A 25,056-nucleotide genomic window follows, 5' to 3' on the forward strand; every position below is an offset into this window, starting at 1 on the left:
TTCAAAGGATGCGCCGACGCTATTCGATGATCTCTTCCGTCCAGACCTTGAAACCGGCCAGCGTGCCCGGCCCGAAAATATGGGTCAGCGGCACATCGGCTGCATCGCGGCCGGAGGCGATCAGGATGCGACCTATGCGCGGCTCATTGTTGCGCGGATCGAAAGCATGCCAGCGACCGCCTAGATAGACCTCCATCCAGGCAGCGAAATCCATGTCCGACCATGGTTTCGGCAGGCCGATGTCGCTGATGTAGCCGGTGCAGTAGCGGGTCGGGATGTTCAGCGCGCGGCAGAAGGCGACGGCGAGGTGGGCAAAATCGCGGCAGACGCCGCTTTGCTCACGATAGGCTTCGGCCGCCGTGCGCGTCGGCCGCGCATTGCCGTAATTGAAGATGATGTGGTTGTGGACGAAGTCGCAGACCGCCTGCACGCGTGGAATGCCGAGCGATGTGTGGCCGAACAGCCGCCATGCCTCGTTCGCCAGGACGTCGCTCTCGCAATAGCGGCTCGGCAGCAGGAACAGCAATGTTTCGGACGGCAGGTCGCGCACCTCGTGCTGCCACGCAACCAGCTCGCCCATTTCGAAAGTTCCCGGATCGCGGATCACCGCGTCCGTGCCGAAGGTGAAGCGACCCGGCGGGGCAACAAGACGGTTGCACCAATTGCCGAAACTGTCGCGGTAGCTCTCGATCGGCACTGGTGGGTTCGAGGTCAGGAAATCCGGCCGCTCGAGATCGGAAGCGCGGGAATAGTGGACGTTAAGCATCGCGATCAGCGGCGTTTCCTGCGGAAAGTCGAAGCTCATCTCGCAGCCGATGTGGATTCGCATTGTCGTCCTGACCGGCCTGCCGGATCATCGCCCGGCGAAGGCGCGGGCTGTTGCTGCAGTGCAAAAAGATAATTGCACGGACCAACGCTGTTTACGAGCGAATTAGAAGCCGGTTGATGGCCGCCGGCCGGCACCGGCGCCAGATTATGCCTCTTGCGGTTCGGCGTTTCTCTTGGTTCATTTCGCTTGCCACAACCGGAGGAAAACGAATCATGGCTAAAGGTGCGATGAAGGCGGGCAAAGAGGCCCGCAAACCGAAGAAGGACGCGAAAAAACCCGCCGCTGCCCCGGCCCTGAAAGCGCCGCCCGTCAAGGCGACCAAACTCAAGGACAGGTGAGCCTCAGCGTTCGGTTCAAGGTGAGACCCGCAGCATTTCAGGCCTGATCGCCATCAGCGATTGGTGCTGAAATGTTGCTGGTGTCGCTGTTGATAGGGCGCCCGAAAATTTCTATATCAATGCAGCGAAGACGACTTCGCGCTTTCTCCGAAATCCGCCGGGACGACCCGCAATCCATTGGAGCGTTCCGATGTCGTGGATTCTTCTCTTCTTCGCCGGCCTGTTCGAGATCGGCTGGGCAATCGGCCTCAAATACACTGACGGCTTTTCGAAGCCGTTGCCGACGGTCCTGACGGTTATCTCGATGATCATCAGTCTCGCCCTGCTCGGACTGGCGCTGAAGACGCTGCCAGTCGGCACCGCCTATGCGGTGTGGACCGGTATCGGCACCGTTGGCACAGCGCTGCTTGGCATCTGGCTGCTCGGCGAGCCGGCGACCGCGATCAGGCTGGGCTGCATCGCGCTCATCGTCTGCGGCATCATTGGGCTGAAGCTAGCGGCCTAGTTTTGCTGCAAGGCCGCAGCACAAACGCCTTCAGGGCCGCTGCAAGGCGGCCCTGAATTTGATTCGTAAATCGCGCTCTAGGTACGCTAGCGCGCGGAAAAGCCCGGAGGCGTCCTGCCGGTGCGCTGCTTGCGCGCCGCATAGCGTGCGTCGCGCTTGGCCTTGCGCTCGGCCTCGTCGGCGAGCAAACGAGCGATGCGCTCGTTCTCTTCGGCTTCCCGGATCTTCGCTTCCGCCTGTGCAGCTTCTTCGGCAGCGATACGCGCTGCTTCGGCAGCGGCTTCGCGCTCGGCCTTTTCGGCCGCTTCGCGCGCCAGCTTTTCCTGCTTCAGCCTGGCCTTTTCGGCCTCGCGTATCGCACGAGCTTCGAGGATCGCCTTGCGTTCGGCCTGTCGGGCCAGCACCGCTGGATCGTCTGCTGCCGGTTTTGCTTTGAAGCGCTCGAGAAGCGCCTTCTTTGCCTCGTTTGCGGCATTGCGCCGCTCGAAAACGTCTTTTTCCCTGTAGATAGCCAAGTCCACTTCCCTGAAGTCAATTTGCGAGGCTTACATACGCGTGAAAGCCGAGAGTTCAAGCGCCAAAACGGTATGCCAGCCATGAAATTCTGAGCTGTTGCAGTCGGGAGACGCCTTTTCGGCTGAATTCGGCTGAAACGGACATGCACTGTTCACCATCCGGCCCTCTGGCGGCGCGGCGGACTGGTCGCTACCTGTAGCGCGAAAAACAAAACACGGGGATGACACATGATGGAACTCGGTCTCTACACCTTCGCCGACGTCAGCCCGGAACCGGGGTCCCGGCGCCATCGGTGCGCATGAGCGGCTGCGCAATTTGATCGAAGAGATCGAGCTGGCCGACCAGGTCGGCCTCGACGTGTTTGGGCTGGGCGAGCGTCACCGCCCCGACTACGCCGCTTCAGCGCCGGTCGTAGCCCTGGCCGCGGCGGCCGAACGCACCAGGCGCATAAAGCTGACCAGCGCGGTCACCGTGCTTTCCTCCGACGATCCGGTTCGCGTTTTCCAGCAGTTTGCGACACTCGATCTTTTGTCCGGCGGCCGGGCCGAGATCATGGCCGGGCGCGGCTCGTTCATCGAATCGTTTCCGCTGTTCGGCTATGATCTCGAAGACTATGACGAGCTCTTTGCCGAAAAGCTCGACCTGCTGCTTGCCATTCGCGATCATGTCAAGGTGACCTGGTCGGGCAGGCTGCGCGCTCCGATCAACGATCGTGGGGTCTATCCTCGCCCCTTCCAGGACAGATTGCCGATCTGGATCGCGATCGGCGGTACGCCGCAATCCGCCGCGCGGGCCGGCGCACTCGGCTTGCCGCTGGCGTTGGCCATCATCGGCGGCGAGCCGGCGCGGTTCGCGCCGCTGTTCGATATTTACAGGGAGGCGGCCAAGCGGGCCGGCAACGATTCGGCTGATCTCGCCACCAGCCTCAATGTCCACGGCTTCATCGCCGAGACCACCGACCAGGCGGCCGACGATTTTTATGGACCGCAGGCCGAGGTGATGAACCGCATAGGCCGCGAGCGCGGCTGGGGTCCGACGTCGAGGGCGCATTTCGACCAATCACGCGGCCCGAACGGTGCGCTGTTCGTCGGCAATCCCGAACAGGTGGCCGAGAAGATCGTTACCCAGCACAGGATATTCGGCAACGATCGCTTCCTGCTGCAAATGGCGATCGGCACCATGCCGCACGCCAAGATCATGAAGGCGATCGAACTCTACGGCACCAAGGTGGCGCCGATCGTGCGCAAGGAAACGGCGAAGGCCATTCCCGCCGTGGCCGCGCCTGCCGCCTGATTCCCAATCGCCTGATTTCCCAATTGCCTGATTCCAGTCACCTGATTCACTGGCATGGCCGTAACCGCCTGCCGTCAATGCGCCCACGCCGGCTAACGGAACTTTGAGGCGGCAAAGGCGTTTTGCCCAATGGCCTACACCATTGCGGTGTGCCCCCGAGGGTCAGAATGAAAGCCGAACCCGCCGCTTTGGGCGTTGCCGAAAGCCCGGATCCGCGCGCCGCGGCGCGCGCCGATACCCATCTGATGCGTTCGCTGCTCATCGGCATCTTCATCCTTATGGCGATCTACGCGCTCTACTTCGCCCGTGCCTTTTTTATGCCGGTCATTCTGGCTTTCCTGCTGGCGCTGACGCTGACGCCGATCGTCCGCTTCCTGCGCAAACATGGCATGCCCGACGTCATGTCGGCGACATTGCTGGTGCTGCTGTCGTTCTGCGTCGTCGCCATCGCAGGGTATCTGCTCAGCGGCCCGGTCATAGACCTCATCAACAACACCTCTTCGATTGGCCAGCAACTTACCGAACGACTCGCGCAACTGCGGCGTCCTTTCGAGAGGATCCTGGAGATTTCGCGTCGGATAGAGGGGCTGGCGGAGACATCCCAGGAGCCGGGCGTTCAGAGGGTTGCCATGGCGCGATCCGGCATTCTATCGCAAGCCGCCGGCAATCTTCTGTCGGCGGGCACCAGCATTGCCATCGTCTTCGTCCTATCTTTGTTCCTGCTCGCCTCCGGCACGATGTTCTATGAGAAGATCGTCCAGTCCTTTCCCAGCCTCAGCGAAAAGAAGCGGGCACTGCGCGTCGTCTATGACGTCGAACGTGAAATCTCGCACTATTTGCTTACCGTCGCCGTCATCAATACATGCCTAGGATTGGTCATCGGGCTCGGCCTCTGGGCACTCGGCGTGCCCAACCCGCAGGTCTGGGGCGCGGCAGCGGCTCTGCTCAACTTCCTGCCCTATATCGGGGCGCTGATCACGATCACGTTGGTTACGATCATCGCGCTGATCAGCTTCGAGACGATCTCCTACGCGCTGCTGGCGCCAGCCTTCGTCATTTTGTGCGACGTCATCGAAGGTCAGTTCGTGACGCCAACGGTGGTCGGCCGCCGCCTCGAGATCAACGCGGTGGCGATCCTCATCGCCATCGCCTTCTGGTCTTGGCTGTGGGGTTTCGTCGGCGCCCTGCTGGCGGTGCCGCTGCTGGTCGTCATCAAGGTGTTCTGCGATCATTTCGATGGCCTCAGCCATGTCGGCAATTTCCTTGCGGCGCAGCATACAGCGGTTGAGGACGAAGAGATTTCCGATGCCGAGAAAGCGGCGGGTGCGTGATCCGGGAACCGGAATAGGTCCTGAAGGGACCGCGGACCCAAATGCGACAGCGTCCTATGGTGTCCTCTTGGACGCTCGTCTGTTCAATTTTTTGAATTTGCGGCGGTGACGGTCGCTTCCTACATCCCTCCCGTCCACAGGATCCCGCCCATGACCGCTCTTTCCGTTCTCGACCTGTCGCCGATCGTCGAAGGCAGCAACGCTTCGCAATCACTCGCCAATTCGCTCGATCTCGCCCGTCATGCCGAGCGGTTGGGCTACAAGCGTTACTGGCTCGCCGAGCATCACAACATGCCGGGCATCGCCAGCGCCGCCACCTCGGTCGTCATCGCCCATGTCGCCGGCGGCACCAGGACGATACGCGTCGGCGCCGGCGGCATCATGCTGCCCAACCATTCGCCGCTGGTCATCGCCGAGCAGTTCGGCACGCTTAACGCGTTACATCCAGGCCGCATCGACCTCGGCCTCGGCCGGGCGCCGGGCACGGACATGGGCACGGCGCGCGCGCTGCGCCGCAACCTCGAGGCCGGCGCCGACAGTTTCCCGCAGGATGTCGTCGAGCTGATGGGCTATTTCCAACCGGCCGAAGATGGTCAGCGCATCCGCGCCGTGCCCGGCGAGGGCGAAAAGGTGCCTATCTGGATTCTCGGCTCAAGCCTCTACGGCGCGCAACTCGCAGCCATGCTTGGCCTGCCCTACGCCTTCGCTTCGCATTTCGCACCGGCCGAACTCGATCACGCGCTGGAGATCTACCGCTCGCGCTTCCAGCCGTCGGAACAGCTCGACAAACCTTATGTCATGCTCGGTCTCAATGTCTTTGCGGCACCCTCCGACGCCGAGGCCCGGCTGTTGTTCACTTCGCTGCAGCAGGCCTTCGTCAATCTGCGAACCGGCCGGGCCGGCCGATTGCCGCCGCCGGTCGAGGGATATGAGCGCGATCTCGACCCGATGGCCAAAACCATGCTTAGCCAGGCTCTGTCCTGCGCCGTCGTCGGCGCCCCGGAAACGGTCCGGCGAGGCATCGATGCGTTTGTGCAACGCACCGGCGCCGACGAGCTGATGGTCACGGCACAGATCTACGATCACGCAGCGCGGGTGCGATCCTTCGAGATCCTGGCCGACGTCCATAAATCCCTGTCGGAAGCAGCCTGAAGTCTTTCATGAGGCTGCGAAGGCGCGTTACGCACTGACGCTTTGTGCGATCGCCCCCAAGGGCGCCCCTAGTGGCCGGCATGAATTGCGGATCATCAGGCGACCCTTGAGCGCCAGCTTGCGTGGCGGCGCGTCCCTGTTTCCGGCGAGCCGGTCGAGCAGGAGATTGGCGGCCTGCTCGCCGATCGCCTGCACCGGCTGGGCGACCGTGGTCAGTTGCGGCTGGAACACGTCCGACCACGGAAAATCATCGAAGCAGGCAATCGAAATATCCTCGGGGCAGGACAGCCCGATATCGCGGATCGCCTTCATTGTGCCGATCACCATCGGGTTGTTGGCCGAGAAGATGGCGCTCGGACGGTCGTGCAGCGAAAGCAGTTGCATCGTCGCGTTGTAGCCATCGACTTCGTGGAAGTTGCCGTAGCGAACGAGCTCGTTCTCGACCGGCAGGCCGGCGGCCTTCAGCGCCTCGCGATACCCTTCCATGCGGTCATGCATTGGCGAGATGTCGAACGATCCGGAGATGTAGCCGATCCGTCGGTGGCCGAGATCGATCAGATAGGTGATGGCGTCGAACACCGCTCGCTGGTTGTCGAGAACGACGGTGTCGGTGTCGACGCCTTCGCAGACCCGGTCGAGCAGCACCACCGGCACGTTGGCGGCATCGACAATTCCCTTGAGGATCGCGCCGTCGCCGACGCGCGCGACGATCAGCCCGTCGACCATCCGGTCGAGCAGCAGCCTGATCTGGTCGTCCTGCGTGTTCAGATCCTCGTCCGTGCAGCACAGCATGACCGCGTAGCCGGCGCGATCGAATGCCTGCTGGATGACCGACACGACATCGGTGAAGAACGGATTGGTAATGTGGGGAACGGTAAGCCCGATGGTACGGGTCGTGCCCATTTTCAGGCTGCGGGCGATCGCGTTGCGCTTGTAGCCGATGTCGCGGATCGCCTGTTCGATGCGCTGGCTGAGTTCAGGACTGACAGTCGCGGTGCCATTGATCAGCGCTGAGACGGTGGCGACCGAAACACGCGCCACTTGAGCCACGTGCAGCATGGTCGGGGCCGTGGACTTCCGCTGCTTTTTTCGCCCTGACGCCATCATTTTCGAAACGTTTCACCGCCTTCTGGCTGCAATACCTACGGAATCTTGCGGTTCTGCGCAAGAATTGAAATTCGTTCACCGACCTCACCAGATATCAGCTTGACATGATCGAAACGTTTAGATTAGCGTTTGAGACGTTAGACAACGACGGAAGGGAGGCCGTTCTGTCATGGAGCATGGCAATTCCATCACGTCCGGAGATGACGCGGCTACGGCCGACCGCTCGGCTGTGGTTCTGAGCGCCGAGCACATCTCCAAGACGTTTGGTGGCATCGCCGCCCTTGTCGATGTCGGCTTCGATCTGCGGCGCGGCGAGGTCCATGCGCTGATGGGGGAAAACGGCGCCGGCAAATCGACGCTGATGAAAATTCTTTCCGGCGTCTATACGGATTACGATGGAACGGTGAACGTCGATGCCAATCCGGTCCGTTTCGCCGGCGTCCGCGACGCCGAGCGCGCCGGCATCGCCATCATCCACCAGGAACTCAACCTCGTACCTGAGCTCAGCGTTGCCGATAACATCTTCCTCGGGCGCGAAAAGCTGATCGCCGGGCTTGTCGTCGATCGCAAGGCAAGCAGCCAGGCCGCCAGTGCGCTGCTGCAGAGGCTCGGCATCGAGCTCAATCCGGAAGCGCGGGTCGGCAGCTTGCGCGTCGGCGAGCAGCAGCTGGTCGAGATCGCCAAGGCGCTGTCGATGTCGGCGCGCATCCTGATCATGGACGAGCCGACATCAGCGCTTTCGCCGGCCGAATGCCAAAGGCTGTTCCGGATCATCCGCCAGCTCGCCGACAGCGGCGTGGCGATCGTCTACATCTCGCACCGCATCGACGAGGTCATGCATTTGGCCAGCCGGGTCACCGTGTTTCGCGATGGACGCCACGTGCTGACCGAGGCGATGGCAAAGCTCGACGAAGACACCATCATTTCGGCGATGGTCGGGCGAAACCTGCTCGCCTCTTCCCAGGAGGAGCGCGGCTCCAGCGGCAAGGTCGTCCTCTCCGTAAGCGGCTTGTCGCTGTCCAAACCCGACCGCCACGGCTGGCGCACCGCACTCGACGGCGTCGGCTTCGATCTTGCCGAAGGCGAAATTCTCGGGATAGGCGGGCTGCTGGGCTCGGGACGCACTGAAATCCTGGAGACCATCTTCGGCTCCGGCGGCGGGCGTGCCGGCGGCTAAATCCGGCTCGACGGCGAGCCGGTTGAAATCCGTTCGCCGCGCGACGCCCGCCGGCTCGGCATCGCGCTGGTGACAGAGGACCGCAAGACGCAAGGCCTGCATCTTCAGGCGTCGATATCAGACAATGTCGCGCTGCCGCTGGTCGGCGCGCTGGCGCGGTTCGGCCTTCGCTCGCTGGCCGGCGAGCAAGGCCTGGCGCGGCACGCCGTCAAGGCGCTGGGCATTCGCTGCGGCACCATCGAGCAGCCGGCCGGCACGCTGTCCGGCGGCAACCAGCAGAAGGTCGTCATCGGCAAGTGGCTGGCGACGCGACCGCGGGTGCTGTTGCTGGACGAGCCAACGCGCGGCATCGATGTCGGCGCCAAGCGCGAGATATACGATCTCATCTTCAAGCTGGCGCGCGATGGGCTCGCCATCGCCGTCATCAGCTCGGAATTGCCGGAGCTGCTGCATCTTTCCGACCGCATCCTGGTCATGGCGGATGGTCGCCAGACGGGGATCCTCTCGCGCGCGCAAGCCAGCGAGGAGGCCATCATGCGGCTTGCGGCGCCGCGCCGGACCACAACGAGACCCGCAGCATGAGCATCTTGAACATCCTGTCCCGGACGAAACTCTATTGGGGCCTGATCGCCATCTTTCTGATCGGCGTGCTGGGCTCGCCGATCAGCTCCAAGGGCAACAACATCTTCCTGTCCTACGGCAATCTGCTCGATGTGCTGCGCCAGGTGTCGACCACCGGCCTGATCGCCACCGGCATGACGGCTGTAATCATCACCGGCGGCATCGACCTTTCCGTCGGCTCGCTGATGGCGATCTGCACCGTGGTCTGCGCCATGCTGCTGACGGTTCCGGGCGTCACGCCGGCGGTGGTGCTGGGGGTGCCGACCGTTGCCGTGGTCGCCCTTTGCCTCGGCATCCTGGTCACCCGTTTCATCTTCCTGAACATCGAGAAGTCCCGCGCCGGCGCGCAGGCCACGCACGATATCAGGCTGGATAGCCTTCGTGGGTTGGTCACGCCAGGCATTGTCGGGGTGATCCTCTGCAGTCTCGTGCTGTGGTTCCTGCTGCCGCAGGTAGGCTCGAAATTCGGCGTACTCGGCGTGTTGCTGGTGGCGCCTTGCGTCGGCTTGCTGTTCGGCGCACTCAACGGCTTCATCATCGTTGCCGGGCGGCTCCAGCCCTTCATCGTCACGCTAGCGATGATGGTGACGGCGCTCGGCATAGCCCGGCTGACGGCCGGTCAGAACAATGCGGTGCTGCCGGTCTACACAGGCTCGAACGCCACCGCCGATTTCGAGATCCTGCGCTCGCTGGTGTTCGGCGTGATCCCGATGCCGGGCCTGTTCTTTCTCGGAGCGATCCTGATCTACGGCGCCGTGCTGCGCTTCACGCCGTTCGGCCGTTATGTCTACGCCATCGGCGGGAATGAAGAGGCGGCACGCCTGTCCGGCATCGCCGCCGGCCGCGTCAAGATCGCCACCTACGCGGTGTCAGGGCTGCTGGCCGGCGTGGCGGCAGTGCTTTACGTTGCGCAATACAGGCAAGGCAAGCCGGATGCCGGCGCCGGACTTGAGCTCGATGCCATCGCCGCAGTGGTCATCGGCGGCACCAGCCTGATGGGCGGACGCGGCAGCCTTATCGGCACATTCTGCGGCGTGCTGATCTTCGGACTGCTCTCGAACATCCTGCAATTGCACAACATCAATTCGAACCTTCAGCTCGTGCTGAAGGGGATGATCATCATCGGCACCGTGCTCGTGCAGGAGCGCAATGCCTTTGATCTTCTCTTCTATCTGCGCCTGCCCAGTGGAAAAGCGGCGCACAAGGAAACGACCGCAGCAAAGCGGCCGTCACAAGAGACCCCGTCTCTAAATCTTGGAGGAAACAAGAAATGAAACGACGTGACATGTTGAAGCTTGCCGCCGTCACTGCGGCGCTGCTGACCACGACCGCTCTTTTGACCAGCGGCAACGCCTACGCGCAGGACAAGAAGTGGAAGATCGGTTTCTCGCAGGTGACGACGATCGAGCCCTGGCGCGCCCAGTTCAACAAGGACATTCTGGCTGAGGCCGCCAAGCATCCGGAAGTCGAGCTCATCGTCACCGACGGCGAGGACAAGACCGAAAAGCAGGTCGCCGATGTCGAGAACTTGATCCGTCAGGAGGTCGATGCGCTGCTGGTGTCACCGAAGGAATCAGCCGGCTTGACCGGCGTCGTGCAGCAGGCGGTCGACGCCAAGATCCCGGTCTTCGTGCTCGATCGCAATGTCGAGACCCAGGACTACACACAGTTCGTCGGCGGCGACAACAAGCTGATCGGCCGGGCTGCCGGTGAATATGCCGTCGAGCTTCTGGGCGGCAAGGGCAAGGCATCAGGCAATGTCGTCGAGATCTGGGGCGGCATGGGCACCCAGCCGGCGCATGACCGCCATGACGGCTTCCATGAATTCACCGACAAGGAGCCGGGCATCAAGTACCTGCTCGACCAGCAGTCGGGCGACTGGAAACAGGACCAGGCCTACAACATCATGGCCACCGCACTGCGCAACAACGAGAAGATCGACCTCGTCTATGGTCACAACGACCCGATGGCCTACGGCGCCTATCTTGCCGCCAAGGATGTCGGGCGCGAGAAGGACATCAAGTTCATCGGCATCGACGGCCTGCCCAATGAAGGCGTGACGCTGGTCAACAATGGCGAACTGACGGCGACCTTCACCTATGTGACGCCGGGTGCAGAAGGGCTGCGGCAGGCGATCAAGTTCCTGAACGGCGAGAAGGTCGAAAAGACCATTACCTTGCCGACGGAGAAGATCACCAAGGAGAATGCGGCCCAGATCCTGAAGGACAACGGGCTCTGAGCTAAAAACTCCCTGCCGGGCGGGCATCGCCCGGCAGGGAAAATTCACGTTTTGCCAGCCAGGCGGCACCGCTCAGGCCAGCTTGGCCAAAAGCCTCATGAAAATGGCGGCTTCCTTGGCGGAAAGCGGCGCCAGCGTCTCCTGCGTGATGTCGCGAGCGATCGGGATCAGGCGTTCGATCGCATCGCGGCCCTCGGCGGTCAGATTGACCAGCAGGCGCCTCTTGTCGACTTCATGCTTGGAAAGCTCGACCAGGCCGCGCGCCTTGAGCCGGTCGATGACGCCTTTTACCGTTGCCGCATCCATGGCGATCAGGCTGCCAAGCTGGTTCTGCGAGGTCTCGCCGACGTCGTGCAATTTGGCCAGGGCGGCGAATTGCGGCGGCGTCAGGTCGGCGATGTGCGCGGCGAAGATCGAGACATGGCGCTGGTGCGCCTTGCGCAGGATGAAGCCGACCTGCTCCTGCAAATGGTAGTCGTTTTCCTCAGGCTCCTCGGCCTCGACCAGCTTGAGCAGGTTTTCCTCGCTCACAGCAGCCCGTCCCAAGCCTTGACGCCTTCTGCGCCGACGGAAAACTCAGGCATAGCCAACTTCCTTCCCTAGGATTTTATTGGGCGCGACGAGCGCCATGGAACCACTGACGCGGCTTTGCCCGGCCAGGAAAAGCGCGGCGGCGGCAATCAGGCCATTTCGGCGAAAACCATCGGCGACAGCAAGCCCGCTGTCCAGTGCAGTGGCGATTTCAGCGGGTGAAAGCGGGCCAACAGCAATTGTGACCAGACGATCGCCTAGATCGCTATCGGGTGCCAAAGCGCGCGCCGGCACGCGCTCGATGGCAGGATGACGGGGCAGGTCGACGGCGTTGGCGATCATGGTCGCGGCGGCATCGGCTTCAGCACCCGTCCGCGCCAGCACCGTGACGGCGTCGGCAATGCCTAGCGAAAAGGACCGGCCGCGCCAGCCGCTGGTCGCAACACCGCGAATCCCGTCTTCGGCGCGGATCGTGATGCGGTCCGCCAGTCCGTGACCTGTCCCGGCAATGGCGAGGGTCATAAACTGGCCGCTGCCGAGATGGATCGCACTGTCGCCGCCATTGTTGACATAGGCGCGATCGAGCCGACGCCCGGCCAGCAGCGCACCAAGCATTTCGTCGGCTACCGAACCGGCGACGGCAGCCATCGGTGTGACGAATTGTTTCGCCAGCGGAACAACCGCCACTTCCATGCGTCGCGCCGTCAGGCCAGCGAAAGCACGTGGCCGCGAGGAGGCCGGCCGGCGCAGTTCCGGCAGTTCGTCGACGAGTTCCGGCAGGATCGTTTGGAACCGCGCCACCGCCTGGCTGTAGGCGGCGCGGCACTCGTTCGCATCGCCGAATGCCTCGATGATCAGGTCGATCGGGCCATGATTGAGATGCAGCCGTATGCCACCCTCAAGCCAATGTGCCTGCGGGCCGTTCATCACCCAGCCCCGTCGCTCGCTGCACGCCGCAACTGCGCCAGCGGCGGCCACGGATTGCTGGCCGGCGCGCCCGTGCCGCGGCGCGGGTTGAGATACTCACCGCCCTTGGCAAGGATATCCTCAACGCTGCGGATCTCCGCTTCGTAGCCTCCCAGCCTGACATAGTCGTCGCGGCGCAGGGTGAACTCGATCGGCGCCACCAGCGCCGGCGTCGGCACATAGCCAAAGGCACCTTCCGGCACTCTGATAACATCGACCATCAGCGTGATGCCGCCGCCCGGCCAGACATAGACCGGCGCGCCGCCAACGGTCACATAGGTCGTCAGGCCCTGCACCGAGCGGGTCAGATTGACCGGGTTCTCGGTGACGCCGGCGCGCAGCGAACCGCCGGCACCGCCGACGAACAGCACGGTGCACAGCGCCGGCTCGCAATTGTCCTCGATCAGGCCGACGGATTTCTGCAGCCGCTCCGGGAACGGTTTCTGCACCGGCTTCAATTCGTCGTCGAGCTCGTAATAGGCGAACTGCTCACCGGTGGTCGAGACCATCAGCAGCGACAGGCCCGGCCGGGCGCCCTTTTTCGCATTCCATTCGCCAAGGATCGACAGCGGATCGGAAATGCTGGTGCCGCCCCAGCCGAGGCCCGGCTCCGACACCTTGAAATAGCGGCCCGGCGTCGAACGGCGGCCGATGATCTTGATGCCGGTGTCCTGCCAGCCCAGCACCTTGCCGGCCTGGTGCTCGGAGACGACGCCGGTGATGTGGTCGTCGACCACCACCACCTCGTCGACTAGGCCACGCCATTGGGTGGCGAACATGCCGATGGTGGCCGAGCCGCAGCCGACCCGCATGCGATGTTCGGGCTTGCCGTCGATGACCGGCGGCTTGCCGGCTTCGACGATCACCGTGGCACCGCCGTCGATGGTGAGCTCGACCGGCTTGCGGTTGCACAGATCAAGCAACGCGTCGCAGGTCGCCCGGCCTTCGGCCTTGGAGCCGCCGGTCAGATGATGCACGCCGCCCAGCGACAGCATCTGCGAACCATATTCGCCTGTCGTGACATGGCCGATCGCCTCGCCCGCGGCGCGGACGGTCGCCGTTTCGGGGCCGATGTGACGGTCGGTATCGATCTTCACCTTGACACCGCAATAGGAGAAGATGCCCTCGGTGACTACGGTGACGAGATCGACGCCCTCGACCTGCTGGCTGACGATGAAAGGCGCCGGCTTGTAGTCGGGATAGGTGGTACCGGCGCCGATCGCGGTGACGAAGCGGCGGCCGGTGTTGACCAGTTCGCCGTCCCATTCTTCGCCCTCGGCGACAAAAGGCACGACCGCAGCACCGGTCTCGGCCGCATGGTCGAGGATGGTCAGCGGGTCCATCCGCACGATCCTGCCACCGACATTGCCATAGCGATCACAGGCGCCAGTGCGGCCATCTGATATGTAGCACATGACCGGGCAGGCATCGCAGCGGATCTTTTCCGCCACCTGCTTCTCGCCGGGATCATGCGTCTCGAAGCGTTCGGCAAGCTCGCTCATCGGCGTGCCTCCTTGTCGCGTATCGCGGCGCGGATGCGGCTCGGCGTCGCGGGAATTTTGGTGACCAGGACGCCGGTGGCATGACGGATGGCATTGAGGATCGCGGGCGCCGTCGGGATCAGCACATGCTCGCCCAAGCCCTTGGCGCCAAAGGGTCCTTCCGGATCCGGAACTTCGATCAGGATGGTCTCGATCGGCGGCACGTCGCCGACGGTCGGGATGAGATAGTCATGCAGGTTTTCGGTGCGGCCGGGGATGTACTCCTCCATCAGCGCCATGCCGATGCCTTGCGCGATGCCGCCCTCGATCTGGCCTTCGGCGAGCTGCGGATTGATCGCCTTGCCGACATCATGCGCGGCAGTGATCTTGATCAGCTTCACCGTGCCGAGCTTGAGGTCGACCTCCAGTTCGGCGATCTGCGCGCCATAGCCGTAGACGGCGTAAGGCTTGCCCTGGCCCTTGGCGTCGAGCGGCAGCGTCGGCGGGTCGTAGCTTTCCTCGGCACGGAAGACGAAGCCGTCGGCATCGGCCTTCAGTGTGGACAGATCGATATGCCGAGTCGCTTCGCCCTCGCGGATGACCAGGCTTGTGCCATCCAGAGCGATCGCTCCCTTCTCCGACACATTGGCAAAGCGCAGGATCGCTTCGCGCAAGGCGCGGCCGGCCTTTTCGGCGGCCTTGCCGGTGACGAAGGTCTGGCGCGAAGCGGACGTCTTGCCGGCATCGGGCGTGATCGCGGTGTCGGCGCTTTTCAGCGTGAATTTTTCGAGCGGCAGGCCGAGCGCGTCGGCGCAGATCTGGGCAATGACCGTGTTGGAACCTTGCCCGATATCGACCGCACCCTGATGCAGGACGACATCGCCAGAGGCGGAGATGCCGACCCTGATGGTCGACGGATTTGGCAGCGAGGTGTTGCCGCAACCATACCAGCAGGAGGCGACACCGACGCCGCGTTTCCTGCTGCCATTGCCAGTATTGAAGACATCCGCATCGACTAGCGCGCGCGTCCAATGCGGCCGCAATGCTTCGAGACAATCGGCGATGCCGACACCCGATTCCAGCTTCTGGCCGGTAACTGTTTCGGATCCGTTACGGAGGCAGTTTTTCAACCGAAAATCGAGCCGGTCCAGCCCAAGCTTTTCCGCCAGCTCGTCATAGAGTGTTTCCTGCATGATCGTCGCCTGCGGCACGCCGAAACCGCGGAAGGCGCCCGAGATCGGCCCATTTGTATGGATGGCGCGGCCCTCGGCACGATAATTCGGCGTGGCATAGGGGCCGGAGGCGTGCACCGGCACGCGGTTGGCGACGGTCGGTCCCCAGCTTGCGTAAGCGCCGGTGTTGAAATCACCGGTGAAGACCATGCCGGTGACGCGGCCATCGGCATCGGCGCCGATCGTCGCCTTCATCTCGGCGGGATGGCGCTTGGTGGTCGAGATCATCGATTCATTGCGGGTATAGGCGAGTGCCGCCGGCCGCCCGGTCTTCATCGCGACCAGACCGATCAGCGGCTGCAACGAAACGTCGAGCTTGGAGCCGAAGCCGCCGCCGGTGGCGGTCGGCACGATGCGCACCTTGTCGACGGCAAGGCCAAGCACCTTTGCCACGTCGTCGCGGTCCATGTAGGGCGCCTGCGTACAGGCGACGACGACGAGAGTGCCACCATCCATGTAGGCATAGCCGGCTTCCGGCTCGATATAGGCGTGCTCGACATAGGATGTGTCGATGGCGCCGGAAACGGTGAAGGCAGCCCCGGCAAGGGCGGCGTCGGGGTCGCCGCGCTCGACAAAGCCTTGGGTGAGCAGGTTTGCCGGCCGGTTCTCGTGGATCAGCTGCGCGCCGCCGGCTTGCGCCTCGCATGGTTGCAGAAGGTGCGGCAGTTCGGTCCAACGAACAGGAAAATCCGCAAGATCGAGGTCGAGGATGGCCTCGCGCTCGCCGGCAACCAGCGCCACCGCCTCGCCGCGAAAGCGCGAAAAACCTTCGGCCAGCGCCGGCTGGTCGGCGAAAGGCGCAATGACGCCGAAGCTGTTCTTTCCCGGAATGTCGGCAGCGGTGAAGACGCCGACGATGCCGGGATGGATTTTCACCCACGCGTCGAGATCGCCGAAGACGAAGCGGGCGTGATAATGCGGCGAGCGAACCACCAGCACTGCCAGCGCGTCGTCCGGGAAGGAATCCCCGCCGAATTTTTCGCCGCCGGTGACTTTCGGCAGGCCGTCGAGCCTGATCGGGGACGAACCGACGGCGTGGCCGGACTGCGGCATGCGATGGTCGAGGCCATCGGCATGGCGCGACGCATCCATCACTGCGGCGACGATCTTCCGGTAACCGGTGCAGCGGCAGAGGATGCCGCCCAGCGCATCCTGGGTTTCGGCCTCCGTTGGGTTGGGCTGGTTGTCCAGAAGTGCTGTTGCCGCGATTAGCAGGCCGGGCGTGCAGATGCCGCATTGCGCTGCGCCATGATCGAGAAACGAGGCCTGCAGCGCCGACAACCTGCCGTTGGCGAGCCCTTCGACGGTGGTCACCACAGCGCCAGCGGCAGACGCCACAGACATGAGGCAGGCGCAGACGGGTTCGCCGTCTACAAGCACCGTGCAGGCGCCGCAGTCGCCGGCGTCGCAGCCGATCTTGGTGCCGGTCAGGCGCAATTCGTCGCGCAGCACCGAAGAGAGGCGGCGAACCGGCGGCACGCAGACAGCAACGGCAGCGCCGTTGACCTCGAAGGCGATGTCGGCGCGCTCCATGCTCATGCCAGGCTGAGCTTCGCTCATGCCGCCACCACCTCGCTATCCGACACGTGACCCGCGGCGCCGAGCACGGCGCGGGCGACGATCTCACGCGCGGCGTCCAGCCGGTATTCGGCACTGCCGCGCACATCGCCGATCGGCGACAGCTCGTCCATCGGTGCAGACTGGATCGCGGCGGCGAGAGAATGGTCGAGCGGGAGGCCGCGCAAGGCTGCTTCGATGCCCGAGAGACGTTTGGCGACCGCCGAACAGGAGCCGACGGCGACGGCAGCATTGCCGACGATGCCATCCTTGATGGTCAGGCGGGCGGCTGCCATGGCGATGGAAATGACGAGATAGCGACGTGCGCCGAGTTTTACGAAAGCCGACGTGCCGGTGGCCGCGTCTTTCGGCACGCGGATGGCGGTGACCATTTCGCCCGGCTGCAACTCCGTGCGGCGGTTTCCCACGATGAACCTTTCTAGCGGCAGGTGGCGGACCATCGCCACCGAGCGCAGTTCGACCTCGGCGTCGAGGACGAGCAGCGCCGGCACGCCGTCGGCGGCCGGAGAGGCGTTGCAGAGATTGCCGGCGATGGAGGCGACGTTCTGGATCTGCACGGAGCCGACTTCCCGCCCCGCCTGCTTCAGCGCGTCGAAAGCCGCCGGCAGCGGATGACGGGCAAGATCGGTCCAGGTCGTGCGCGCGCCGATGATCCAATGATCCTCGGTTTCGGCGATACCGCGCAGCGTTGCGAGGCCGTTGATGTCGAGGACATTTTCGCGGAAAGGCCTATCTCCTTGCGCCGGATAGAAATCGGTGCCCCCGGCAAGGATGCGCCAGGGCGCCTCGCCCAGCAAAGCGAGCGCTTCGTCGACCGTGGTGGGTTTCGCGTAACGGATCACGCTTTGCCTTCCAAAAAGGGACCTCCTTGAAAGGGGCTCCCGACGGATCCTACCGGCATCCGGACCGGTCAAAATTCATTCGTATGCAAATGATATCAAGCCGGCAGGAATTGTCAAAGCCAGAGTTTCGAGCCGCTATCCGCATCGGCGCGGCGGCACGTATTTGTTATGCTCGCGCATGACCCTGAAAATCGGAACCGATTTTCGGAAAGGATCATGCGCAAACTCAAAATGCTACAGCGTCCTTTGCGCGTCCAAAAGACGCGCGGCGCTGTAGAGGTTGACGCAGCCAGCCATCTGGTCAAGTTTCTGCATCCGGTCGCGACAGCGGCATTTTTCGGTGAAGCCTGGGTTCGAACACGGATACCACGTCTCGGCAGACTTCCGGTTCGGGTCATGCCTCCGGGACAGACAAGAGGGAGGCTCCATGGCCGACGAAGCGCTTGTTATCATCGACCTGCAGAATGATTTCTGCCCGGGCGGCGCGCTGGCGGTGGCCGGCGGCGACGAGATCGTGCCGCTGGTCAACGACCTGATCCGGCGGACCGAACATGTCGTGTTGACGCAGGACTGGCATCCCGCCGGCCATTCGAGCTTTGCCTCCAGTCATCCCGGCAACCAGCCGTTCGAGACGATCGACATGCCTTACGGCCCGCAGACGCTGTGGCCCGACCACTGTATCCAGGGCAGCCTGGGTTCTGATTTCCATTCGGGCCTCGCCTGGACCAAGGCCGAACTGGTGATCCGCAAGGGCTTTCGCCCGGAGATCGACAGCTATTCGGCTTTCTTCGAGAACGATCATACGACGCCGACCGGTCTTGCCGGCTATCTCCAGGAGCGCGGCATCGACACGCTGACCCTGGCCGGCCTGGCGACCGATTACTGCGTCGCCTTCTCAGCGCTCGATGCGGTCAAGCAAGGTTTCAAGACGACAGTGCGGCTCGACGCCTGTCGCGGCATCGATCTCAACGGCTCCGTCGAGACGATGCTGAACCGGATGCGCGATGCCGGCGTGACGCTGGCTTGAACAATCGCACCCGACACAATTCGAGAGGGGGCTTTATGCGCTTTGCGGCGGCTTTGACGGCGGGCGCTGTGGTGGCAGTCGCAACCCTGTTTCCGGGAATAGCGCTGGCAGCCGAGGCCCACGAGCTGCCCGGCGAAACAATGTCGCTATGGTGGGCGCTGCCCTTTGCCGGCCTGCTTCTGTCGATCGCCACCGGACCATTGCTCTTCCCCCATCTATGGGAGCATCACTACGGCAAGATCACCTTCTTCTGGGCGGCTCTTGCGGTCGCGCCGCTGGCGGTTGCGTTCGGCATGTCTTCGGCCACGGAGGCGGTACTGCATGCGCTGCTTACCGAATACATGTCGTTCATCATTCTCCTGTTCGCGCTGTTCACCATTTCGGGCGGCATCCTCGTTGCCGGCAACATCCACGGCACGCCGCTGGTGAATGCCGGACTGCTGTTGGTCGGGGCGATGCTCGCCTCGGTCATCGGGACGACCGGCGCCTCGATGATCCTGATCCGGCCGATCCTGCGCGCCAACGATAACCGGCCATTCAACGCCCATGTCGTCATCTTCTTCATTTTCCTGGTGTCCAACATCGGCGGCTCGCTGACGCCGCTCGGCGATCCACCACTGTTTGTCGGCTTCCTGCGCGGCGTCGATTTCTTCTGGACCACCACCAATCTTTATCAGGAGACACTGTTCGTCGGCGGCCTGGTGCTGGCCGTCTTCCTGGCTTTGGACATCATCCTGCATCGCCGCGAGGCTGGTACGCCGAAGATCAAGGATCCGACACCGGACACCAAGGTGCGCATCCGAGGCCTGGCCAACGTCCCGCTGCTGGCCGGGGTGATCGGCGCGATCCTGCTTTCGGCGACCTGGAAGCCGGGCGTGGCTTTCTCGGTCCAGGGCGTGAGCCTTGAATTGCAGAACCTCGTGCGCGACGCCATCATCCTGGCGCTTGCCTTCCTTTCGCTCGGCGTCTCGCACAAGAGCCACAGGCAGGCGAACAACTTCCACTGGGAGCCAATCGCCGAAGTGGCGAAACTGTTCGCCGGGATCTTCATCTGCATCGTGCCGGTCATCGCCATTCTCAGGGCCGGCCCCGACGGCGCGCTGGCGCCGCTGGTCTCGCTGGTCAGCTCGCCCACGGGCGAGCCCTACGACCTCGCCTATTTCTGGATGACCGGAGCGCTGTCATCCTTCCTCGACAATGCGCCGACCTATCTGGTGTTCTTCGAGCTCGCCGGTGGCGATCCGCAGCATCTGACGACCACCTTCGCCTCGACGCTGGCGGCGATCTCGGCCGGCGCGGTGTTCATGGGCGCCAACACCTATATCGGCAATGCACCCAACTTCATGGTCTACGCCATTGCCAGACATCGCGGCGTCAAGATGCCGGGCTTCTTCGGCTACATGGCGTGGTCGGGCGTGGTGCTGATTCCGATATTTTTGCTTGCCGGCTTTTTGTTCTTCGGGTGATTACCCTACTCCGACATAACGGCGCACCGCCGATGGGTCGGCGCGCAATTCCTCGACATCGACCGTCTCGCGGTTGCGGCCGTTCTCGATGAACGAGACCCGGTCGGCGACGGACAGCACGGCATCGACCCGCTGCTCGACCAGGATCGTCGAGACACCAAGGTCGCGCAGCTTCGACACCGTATCGCGGATTTTTGCGATCATCGACGGCATCAACCCTTCGGTCGGCTCGTCGAGCAGCAGCACCTGCGGTTCGAGGCACAGTGCACGCGCCATGGCCAGCATCTGCTGCTCGCCGCCCGACAGCGTGCCGGAGCGTTGTCTCAGCCGCTGGCGCAGCAGTGGGAAGAGCTCGAGCACGTTCTCGCGCGTCGTCTTGCCCTTGCCGCGCGCCATCAGGCCGATCTCGATATTTTCCGCCACCGTCATCTCGGCGAAGAGCCGCCTGCCCTGCGGCACATAGGCGACGCCGGCCTTCGGCACGTCGTGCGCCGGCAGGCCGGTCAATTCCCGCCCTTCGAGCCTGATCGAGCCGGCGCGCGAGGGAACGAGGCCCATGATCGCCTTCAGCGTCGTCGTCTTGCCGGCGCCGTTGCGGCCGAACAGGCAAAGCACCTCGCCCTTGTTCAGCACGAGATCGAGGCCGTAGAGCACCTGGACCTCGCCATAGAAGCAGTCGAGCCCGGAGATGGTCAGTGCTTCAGACCGGGTTTCAGTCACGGCGTCGCTCCGAGATAAGCGTCCTGTACCTCGGAATTGGCGCGGACCTGCTCGGGCGTGCCTTCGGCCAGGATCTTGCCGCCGTTGAAGACGGTGATGCGGTCGGCCAACTGCATGACAACAGGCATGTTGTGTTCGATCAGAAGCACGGTGGCGCTTTTGGCGATCGCGCGCACCAGCCCGATGAAATTGTCGATCTCGCTGTCGGCCAGCCCCTGCGTCGGCTCGTCGAGGATCAGCAGGCGCGGCTTCAGCGCCAGCCCCATGGCAACTTCGAGCAGGCGCTGATGGCCATAGGACAATTGCCCGGCCGGCATGTGGGCGCGGTCGGCAAGGCCGGTGCGCTCCAGCGCCATCATGACGCCGGTATGGACGGCGCCTTTCGAGCGGCCATCGGTCAGCGTGCGCTGCACCGGCAGCGCGACGTTGTCATAGGCGGTGAGATTGGCAAAGACGCTGGTGATCTGGAAGGTGTAGGCGATGCCAAGGCGGACCCTGGCGTAGGCTGGCAGATTGGTGATATCGGCGCCGTCGAAGACGATCATGCCCTGGGATGGCTGGATGCGGCCGCTGACCAGGCTGACGAAGGTGGTCTTGCCGGCGCCGTTCGGACCGATAACGGCGCGGATCTCGCCCGGCATGAGGGCGAAGTCGACGCCGTCGACGGCGCGCAGGCCGCCGAAATTGCGAGACAGACCTTTGGTCGTCAGCAACGGCGTCATGGCAGCCATCCTAGCCAGCGTTGGCGGATGGTGCCGAGAATGCCCTTGGGGAAAAACAGCACCAGCAGGATGAGGGCGATGCCGACGATCAGCAGATAGGCCGAGGTGTAGCCGCTGGTGATGTCGACGACATAGTACATGAACAGCGTGCCAATCAACGGACCGAGCGTGGTCGCGGCACCACCGAGCAGCACCCAGAGCAGCGGCAAGATGGAATATTGCACCGAGGCGAAAGTCGAGCCGACATAACCGAACAGCAGCGCGTAGGCGGCGCCCGAAGCCGCACAGATGGTGCCGGAGACGACGACGGCGACGAGCTTGTTGGAAAACGTGTCGTAGCCGAGCATTTTGGTCCGCTCCTCGTTCTCGCGGATGGCGACCAGCACACGGCCATATCTGGAGCGGACGACGGCGAGCGTCACCAGCAGTACGATCGAGAACAGGACGAGCGCGCTCATGTAGCGCACGGTCGGATTGGTGAGGCCGAGCGACGTGCTGCCAAAAACGAGAACACGCGCCGACTGCGGCACCACCAGACCCTGGTCGCCGCCGGTCCAGGCCGCGAAATAGAGGATTATGAGATAGAAGACCTGCGCGAACATCATGGTGACGATCATGAAGGCGACGCCGGAAGTTCGCAGCGCCAGCACACCGATGATGAGCGCAAGAGCCGCGCCGCAGGCAAGCCCGGCGGCGAAGGCGGCCGGCACGTTCCAGCCGAGATGGATGACGGCAAGGCCGGCGCCATAGAGCCCGGCCGAAAAGAACATGGCGTGACCGAGGCTGAGCAGCCCGACATAGCCGAACAGCATGTTGTAGCCCATGGCGAAGACCGCCAGCACCATGATGCGGGCGAGCAGCCCGTGGTGGTACTCCGGCAGGACGAAGCTTAGGGCAAAAAGCAGGGCGATGACGCCCAGATTCAGCGCGTAGGCTTTTGCCGGTGAAGCCTCCTTCATCGCGATGCCGTCCCGAACAGGCCTTGCGGCCGGAACACCAGCACCATGGCAACCAAAAGCGTGGCGATGATCTTGGCCAGGGTCGGCGAGAAGAACACCGAGATGATGCCGTCCGACAGGCCGATGAGCACGGCGGCGACGACAGTGCCGCGCAGCGAGCCGAGCCCGCCGATGATGACGACGATGAAGGACAGCAGCAGCGGGTCCTGCCCCATCAGATAATGCGCCTGGCTGATCGGAACGATCAGCACCGCGGCCACCGCCGCCAGCATGGCGCCGAGCGCGAAGACGCCGGCATAGACGCGGTCGACCGGAATGCCGAAGGCCTGCGCCGTCTCGCTGTCATATTGCGTGGCGCGCATGACGAGGCCGATTTTCGTGCGCGTCAGCACGAACCACGTCGCGACTAACAGAAGCGCCGATGCGGCGATGATCGAAAGCTTGTAACCGGAATAGCCGAACCACGGCAGAAGGATGCGGTAGCTGAAGGGCGGCTCCACCGGCCGCGCCTCCGGACCATAGAAGGTCAGTGCCAGTTGCTGGATGATGTAGAGCATGCCGATGGTGGCGACGATGGTGGCTTCCGGATTGTAATTCAGCCGGCGCAGCACCAGCCGTTCGGCGACCAGTGCGATCAGGCCGACGATCAGCGGCGCCAGCACCAGCGCGGTCGCGAAGCCGAGCGCCGGATGGCCTGATAGGGCCGTAGAGATCGCCCAGGCAAGCACCGCGCCCAGCATGAAGAACTCGCCATGGGCGACATTGACGACGCGCATGACGCCGAACACCAGCGACAGGCCGAGCGCCGTCAGCGCCAGCACGGCGGAGGTGACAAGGCCTTCGAGGGCGGCGAGGAGGAGATGAGGTCCGAAGTGCATCGGTTATATGCCCATGGCCGGTGCGAGGCGCACCCCCCTCTGGCCTGCCGGCCATCTCCCCCTCAAGGGGGGAGATCGGCTGTCATCATCGATTTCGCCAATCGCCAAGGTCAGTAGGCAGCCGCCTTCGCGCGAACTGCCAATCTCCCCCCTTGAGGGGGAGATGTCCGGCAGGACAGAGGGGGGTGGCTTGGCTCCCACGCTTACAGACAAGGCCGTGTCTAGAGCGCCTGCGTCGTGTAATCCCCTTCCGGCTCGTAGAGGCCGTCCTCGATCTTGGTCTTATGGACGACATTCAGCCGGCCGCCTTCGACCTTGGAGATGTTCTGGATGCCGAAGCACTGGTGGATCTTGCCGTTGAAGGTCTTCGGCCCTTGCGGATGCTCGGGGCCTTCGGCGAATTCGGTCAAGGCCTCGGTCGCCTCGACCAGCTTGGCGCGGTCTTCCGGCCCCTTGTAGCCGGCATCCTCCATCGCCTTCTTGACGACATAAAGCGTTTCCCAGCAGCCGAACATGTGCGCGGCGGTGGAGACGTCCTTGGGATCGCCGACAGCAGCACCATTGTCGTCAATGCCGACGGCGGCGCGATAGGCCTTCTGCGCGGCGGAATCATCGGGTTGCGCGTAGCGCGGCGAGCCTTCCCAGAAATGGCTGCCGTCGAGGAATTCGAGGCCGGGGCTGTTGATGTCGGTGGCTTCGAGCGAATCGATAAAACCGAACAGCTGCGGCCGGTTGGAGCCGTAGAATTCGCCGAGTTCCTTGACGAAGGTCAGCACAGCCGGGCCAACCATGACGTGGTAGATCACTTCGGTCTCGGCTGGGATCTGCGGAAAATATTTGGTGAAGGACGATTCCGTCGGCGGGATGGCGATCTGGGCGATGACCTCAGCACCTTGAGCCTTCAGTGCCGGCGGCAGGTAGTCGCGATGGTCGTAGCCGAAGGCGAAATCGGGGAAGATCTGCGTCACCTTCTTGCCGGCGTTGGCCGCGATCCACGGCGCCATCGACTGGATCTGGCTCTTCACGTCGGTGATGCCGGGCTGGAAGACGTAGCGGTTGAGCTTGGTCGAGGCGACGTGATGGCCTTCGCTGACGACAAAATAGGGCATCTTGGCCTCGCCGGCGGCCGGCGCCGAGCCGATGACGACATGCGAGAACAGCGTGCCGAAGACGATGTCGGTCTTGTGCTGGGTGGCGAACTTGCCGACCACTTCGGCGCCGCGGCCGGGATCGGTGCCGTCATCCTCGATGATCACCTCGACCGGCCGGCCGTTGATGCCGCCGGCATCGTTGATCGCCTTGACCGCCGCGGCCGTGGTCTTCTCATACCAGCGGCCATAGGCGGCGCCGATGCCGGTGCGGTGCGACTGGAAGCCGATCTTTATCGGCGCCGAGCTTTGCGCCTGGCTGTAACGCACGAACCCAGGCGCGACGGCAAGGCCGGCCCCCGCGGCCAACCCCTTCAGCGCCGTGCGGCGGGTGAGACCGGTTTTGGAAAGATCGAAAAACCCATTCTTGTCGGTCACGGCAGTTCCCCTTGTTTTTT

General features: G+C 63.5%; 21 protein-coding genes and 2 pseudogenes. 10 read left to right on the top strand and 13 right to left on the bottom strand.

The window, feature by feature from the left end:
* Nucleotides 1–19: 19 nt before the first annotated feature.
* A complete protein-coding gene (locus tag AC0L26_RS13605) occupies nt 20–829 on the bottom strand; it encodes a transglutaminase-like domain-containing protein (RefSeq protein WP_473632982.1) in 810 nt (269 codons plus the stop codon).
* Between the two features lie 212 nt (nt 830–1,041).
* On the opposite strand from AC0L26_RS13605, the gene AC0L26_RS13610 reads away from it, so the two are divergent.
* Together AC0L26_RS13610 and sugE are read left to right on the top strand one after the other, a co-directional pair.
* Entirely contained in the window at nt 1,042–1,167 is a 126-nt protein-coding gene (locus AC0L26_RS13610) for a hypothetical protein (protein ID WP_352927136.1), read from the top strand.
* 190 nt (nt 1,168–1,357) lie between these two features.
* Nucleotides 1,358–1,672, top strand: coding sequence for a quaternary ammonium compound efflux SMR transporter SugE (sugE, locus tag AC0L26_RS13615; protein WP_473632983.1), 315 nt, complete (start codon nt 1,358–1,360; stop codon nt 1,670–1,672).
* A gap of 86 nt (nt 1,673–1,758) precedes the next feature.
* On the opposite strand, the gene AC0L26_RS13620 is transcribed toward sugE, so the two are convergent.
* On the bottom strand, nt 1,759–2,187 hold the full coding sequence (locus tag AC0L26_RS13620; protein WP_023801556.1) for a DUF6481 family protein: 429 nt from the start codon (nt 2,185–2,187) through the stop codon (nt 1,759–1,761).
* A 231-nt stretch (nt 2,188–2,418) separates the two neighbouring features.
* On the opposite strand from AC0L26_RS13620, the pseudogene AC0L26_RS13625 reads away from it, so the two are divergent.
* The 3 genes and pseudogenes from AC0L26_RS13625 to AC0L26_RS13635 all read left to right on the top strand — a co-directional run bounded on the left by AC0L26_RS13625 (nt 2,419) and on the right by AC0L26_RS13635 (nt 5,964).
* A pseudogene (locus AC0L26_RS13625) lies at nt 2,419–3,481 on the top strand (LLM class flavin-dependent oxidoreductase).
* A 167-nt stretch (nt 3,482–3,648) separates the two neighbouring features.
* The gene (locus AC0L26_RS13630; RefSeq protein ID WP_473632984.1) at nt 3,649–4,812 is read left to right on the top strand and encodes an AI-2E family transporter; all 1,164 of its coding nucleotides are present in this window, start codon (nt 3,649–3,651) and stop codon (nt 4,810–4,812) included.
* 150 nt (nt 4,813–4,962) lie between these two features.
* Complete coding sequence (locus AC0L26_RS13635) at nt 4,963–5,964, top strand: LLM class flavin-dependent oxidoreductase (RefSeq protein ID WP_473632985.1); 1,002 nt, start codon at nt 4,963–4,965, stop codon at nt 5,962–5,964.
* A gap of 27 nt (nt 5,965–5,991) precedes the next feature.
* Here AC0L26_RS13635 and AC0L26_RS13640 read toward each other — a convergent pair whose 3' ends face one another.
* Nucleotides 5,992–7,023 (bottom strand): LacI family DNA-binding transcriptional regulator, encoded by a 1,032-nt coding sequence (locus tag AC0L26_RS13640; protein WP_352927151.1) that lies wholly within the window; start codon nt 7,021–7,023, stop codon nt 5,992–5,994.
* Nucleotides 7,024–7,240: 217 nt separating this feature from the next.
* Between AC0L26_RS13640 and AC0L26_RS13645 the strand changes: the two are divergent.
* The 3 genes and pseudogenes from AC0L26_RS13645 (at nt 7,241) to AC0L26_RS13655 (ending at nt 11,108) form a co-directional block, all read left to right on the top strand.
* Nucleotides 7,241–8,830, top strand: a pseudogene (locus AC0L26_RS13645) (sugar ABC transporter ATP-binding protein).
* A complete protein-coding gene (locus tag AC0L26_RS13650; RefSeq protein ID WP_352927157.1) occupies nt 8,827–10,143 on the top strand; it encodes an ABC transporter permease in 1,317 nt (438 codons plus the stop codon). Before AC0L26_RS13645 ends, AC0L26_RS13650 begins: the two are co-directional and overlap by 4 nt.
* Nucleotides 10,140–11,108 carry a substrate-binding domain-containing protein gene (locus AC0L26_RS13655; protein ID WP_352927160.1) on the top strand — a complete coding sequence of 323 codons (969 nt, stop codon included), beginning with the start codon at nt 10,140–10,142 and terminating at the stop codon, nt 11,106–11,108. The genes AC0L26_RS13650 and AC0L26_RS13655 overlap by 4 nt, the downstream gene beginning before the upstream one ends.
* Before the next feature lie 72 nt (nt 11,109–11,180).
* Here AC0L26_RS13655 and AC0L26_RS13660 read toward each other — a convergent pair whose 3' ends face one another.
* The 5 genes from AC0L26_RS13660 to AC0L26_RS13680 are packed head-to-tail and all read right to left on the bottom strand — an operon-like array spanning nt 11,181 to nt 17,738.
* A complete protein-coding gene (locus tag AC0L26_RS13660; protein ID WP_473632986.1) occupies nt 11,181–11,639 on the bottom strand; it encodes a MarR family winged helix-turn-helix transcriptional regulator in 459 nt (152 codons plus the stop codon).
* 45 nt (nt 11,640–11,684) lie between these two features.
* Nucleotides 11,685–12,566: a UPF0280 family protein gene (locus AC0L26_RS13665; RefSeq protein ID WP_473632987.1), complete on the bottom strand. Its 882-nt coding sequence runs from the start codon at nt 12,564–12,566 to the stop codon at nt 11,685–11,687.
* Nucleotides 12,566–14,107, bottom strand: coding sequence for a 6-hydroxynicotinate reductase (locus tag AC0L26_RS13670; RefSeq protein WP_473632988.1), 1,542 nt, complete (start codon nt 14,105–14,107; stop codon nt 12,566–12,568). The genes AC0L26_RS13665 and AC0L26_RS13670 overlap by 1 nt, the downstream gene beginning before the upstream one ends.
* Nucleotides 14,104–16,878 carry a molybdopterin-dependent oxidoreductase gene (locus AC0L26_RS13675; protein ID WP_473632989.1) on the bottom strand — a complete coding sequence of 925 codons (2,775 nt, stop codon included), beginning with the start codon at nt 16,876–16,878 and terminating at the stop codon, nt 14,104–14,106. Before AC0L26_RS13675 ends, AC0L26_RS13670 begins: the two co-directional genes overlap by 4 nt.
* Entirely contained in the window at nt 16,875–17,738 is an 864-nt protein-coding gene (locus AC0L26_RS13680; RefSeq protein ID WP_473632990.1) for an FAD binding domain-containing protein, read from the bottom strand. Before AC0L26_RS13680 ends, AC0L26_RS13675 begins: the two co-directional genes overlap by 4 nt.
* A 427-nt stretch (nt 17,739–18,165) precedes the next feature.
* Here AC0L26_RS13680 and pncA point away from each other — a divergent pair, with 427 nt between their 5' ends.
* A complete protein-coding gene (pncA, locus tag AC0L26_RS13685) occupies nt 18,166–18,765 on the top strand; it encodes a bifunctional nicotinamidase/pyrazinamidase (RefSeq protein ID WP_473632991.1) in 600 nt (199 codons plus the stop codon).
* Between the two features lie 35 nt (nt 18,766–18,800).
* Nucleotides 18,801–20,231, top strand: coding sequence for a sodium:proton antiporter (locus AC0L26_RS13690; RefSeq protein ID WP_473632992.1), 1,431 nt, complete (start codon nt 18,801–18,803; stop codon nt 20,229–20,231).
* Here AC0L26_RS13690 and AC0L26_RS13695 read toward each other — a convergent pair whose 3' ends face one another.
* The 5 genes from AC0L26_RS13695 to AC0L26_RS13715 form a co-directional block, all read right to left on the bottom strand.
* Complete coding sequence (locus AC0L26_RS13695; protein WP_473632993.1) at nt 20,232–20,951, bottom strand: ABC transporter ATP-binding protein; 720 nt, start codon at nt 20,949–20,951, stop codon at nt 20,232–20,234. It abuts the gene before it with no gap.
* Complete coding sequence (locus tag AC0L26_RS13700) at nt 20,948–21,673, bottom strand: ABC transporter ATP-binding protein (RefSeq protein ID WP_473632994.1); 726 nt, start codon at nt 21,671–21,673, stop codon at nt 20,948–20,950. The genes AC0L26_RS13695 and AC0L26_RS13700 overlap by 4 nt, the downstream gene beginning before the upstream one ends.
* Nucleotides 21,670–22,632, bottom strand: a complete 963-nt coding sequence (locus AC0L26_RS13705; RefSeq protein WP_473632995.1) for a branched-chain amino acid ABC transporter permease — start codon at nt 22,630–22,632, stop codon at nt 21,670–21,672. The genes AC0L26_RS13700 and AC0L26_RS13705 overlap by 4 nt, the downstream gene beginning before the upstream one ends.
* Nucleotides 22,629–23,510: a branched-chain amino acid ABC transporter permease gene (locus AC0L26_RS13710; protein ID WP_473632996.1), complete on the bottom strand. Its 882-nt coding sequence runs from the start codon at nt 23,508–23,510 to the stop codon at nt 22,629–22,631. Before AC0L26_RS13710 ends, AC0L26_RS13705 begins: the two co-directional genes overlap by 4 nt.
* Nucleotides 23,511–23,731: 221 nt before the next feature.
* Complete coding sequence (locus AC0L26_RS13715; protein WP_473632997.1) at nt 23,732–25,036, bottom strand: ABC transporter substrate-binding protein; 1,305 nt, start codon at nt 25,034–25,036, stop codon at nt 23,732–23,734.
* Nucleotides 25,037–25,056: the final 20 nt, after the last annotated feature.

It is taken from the genome of Mesorhizobium sp. WSM4823, from assembly GCF_055811195.1.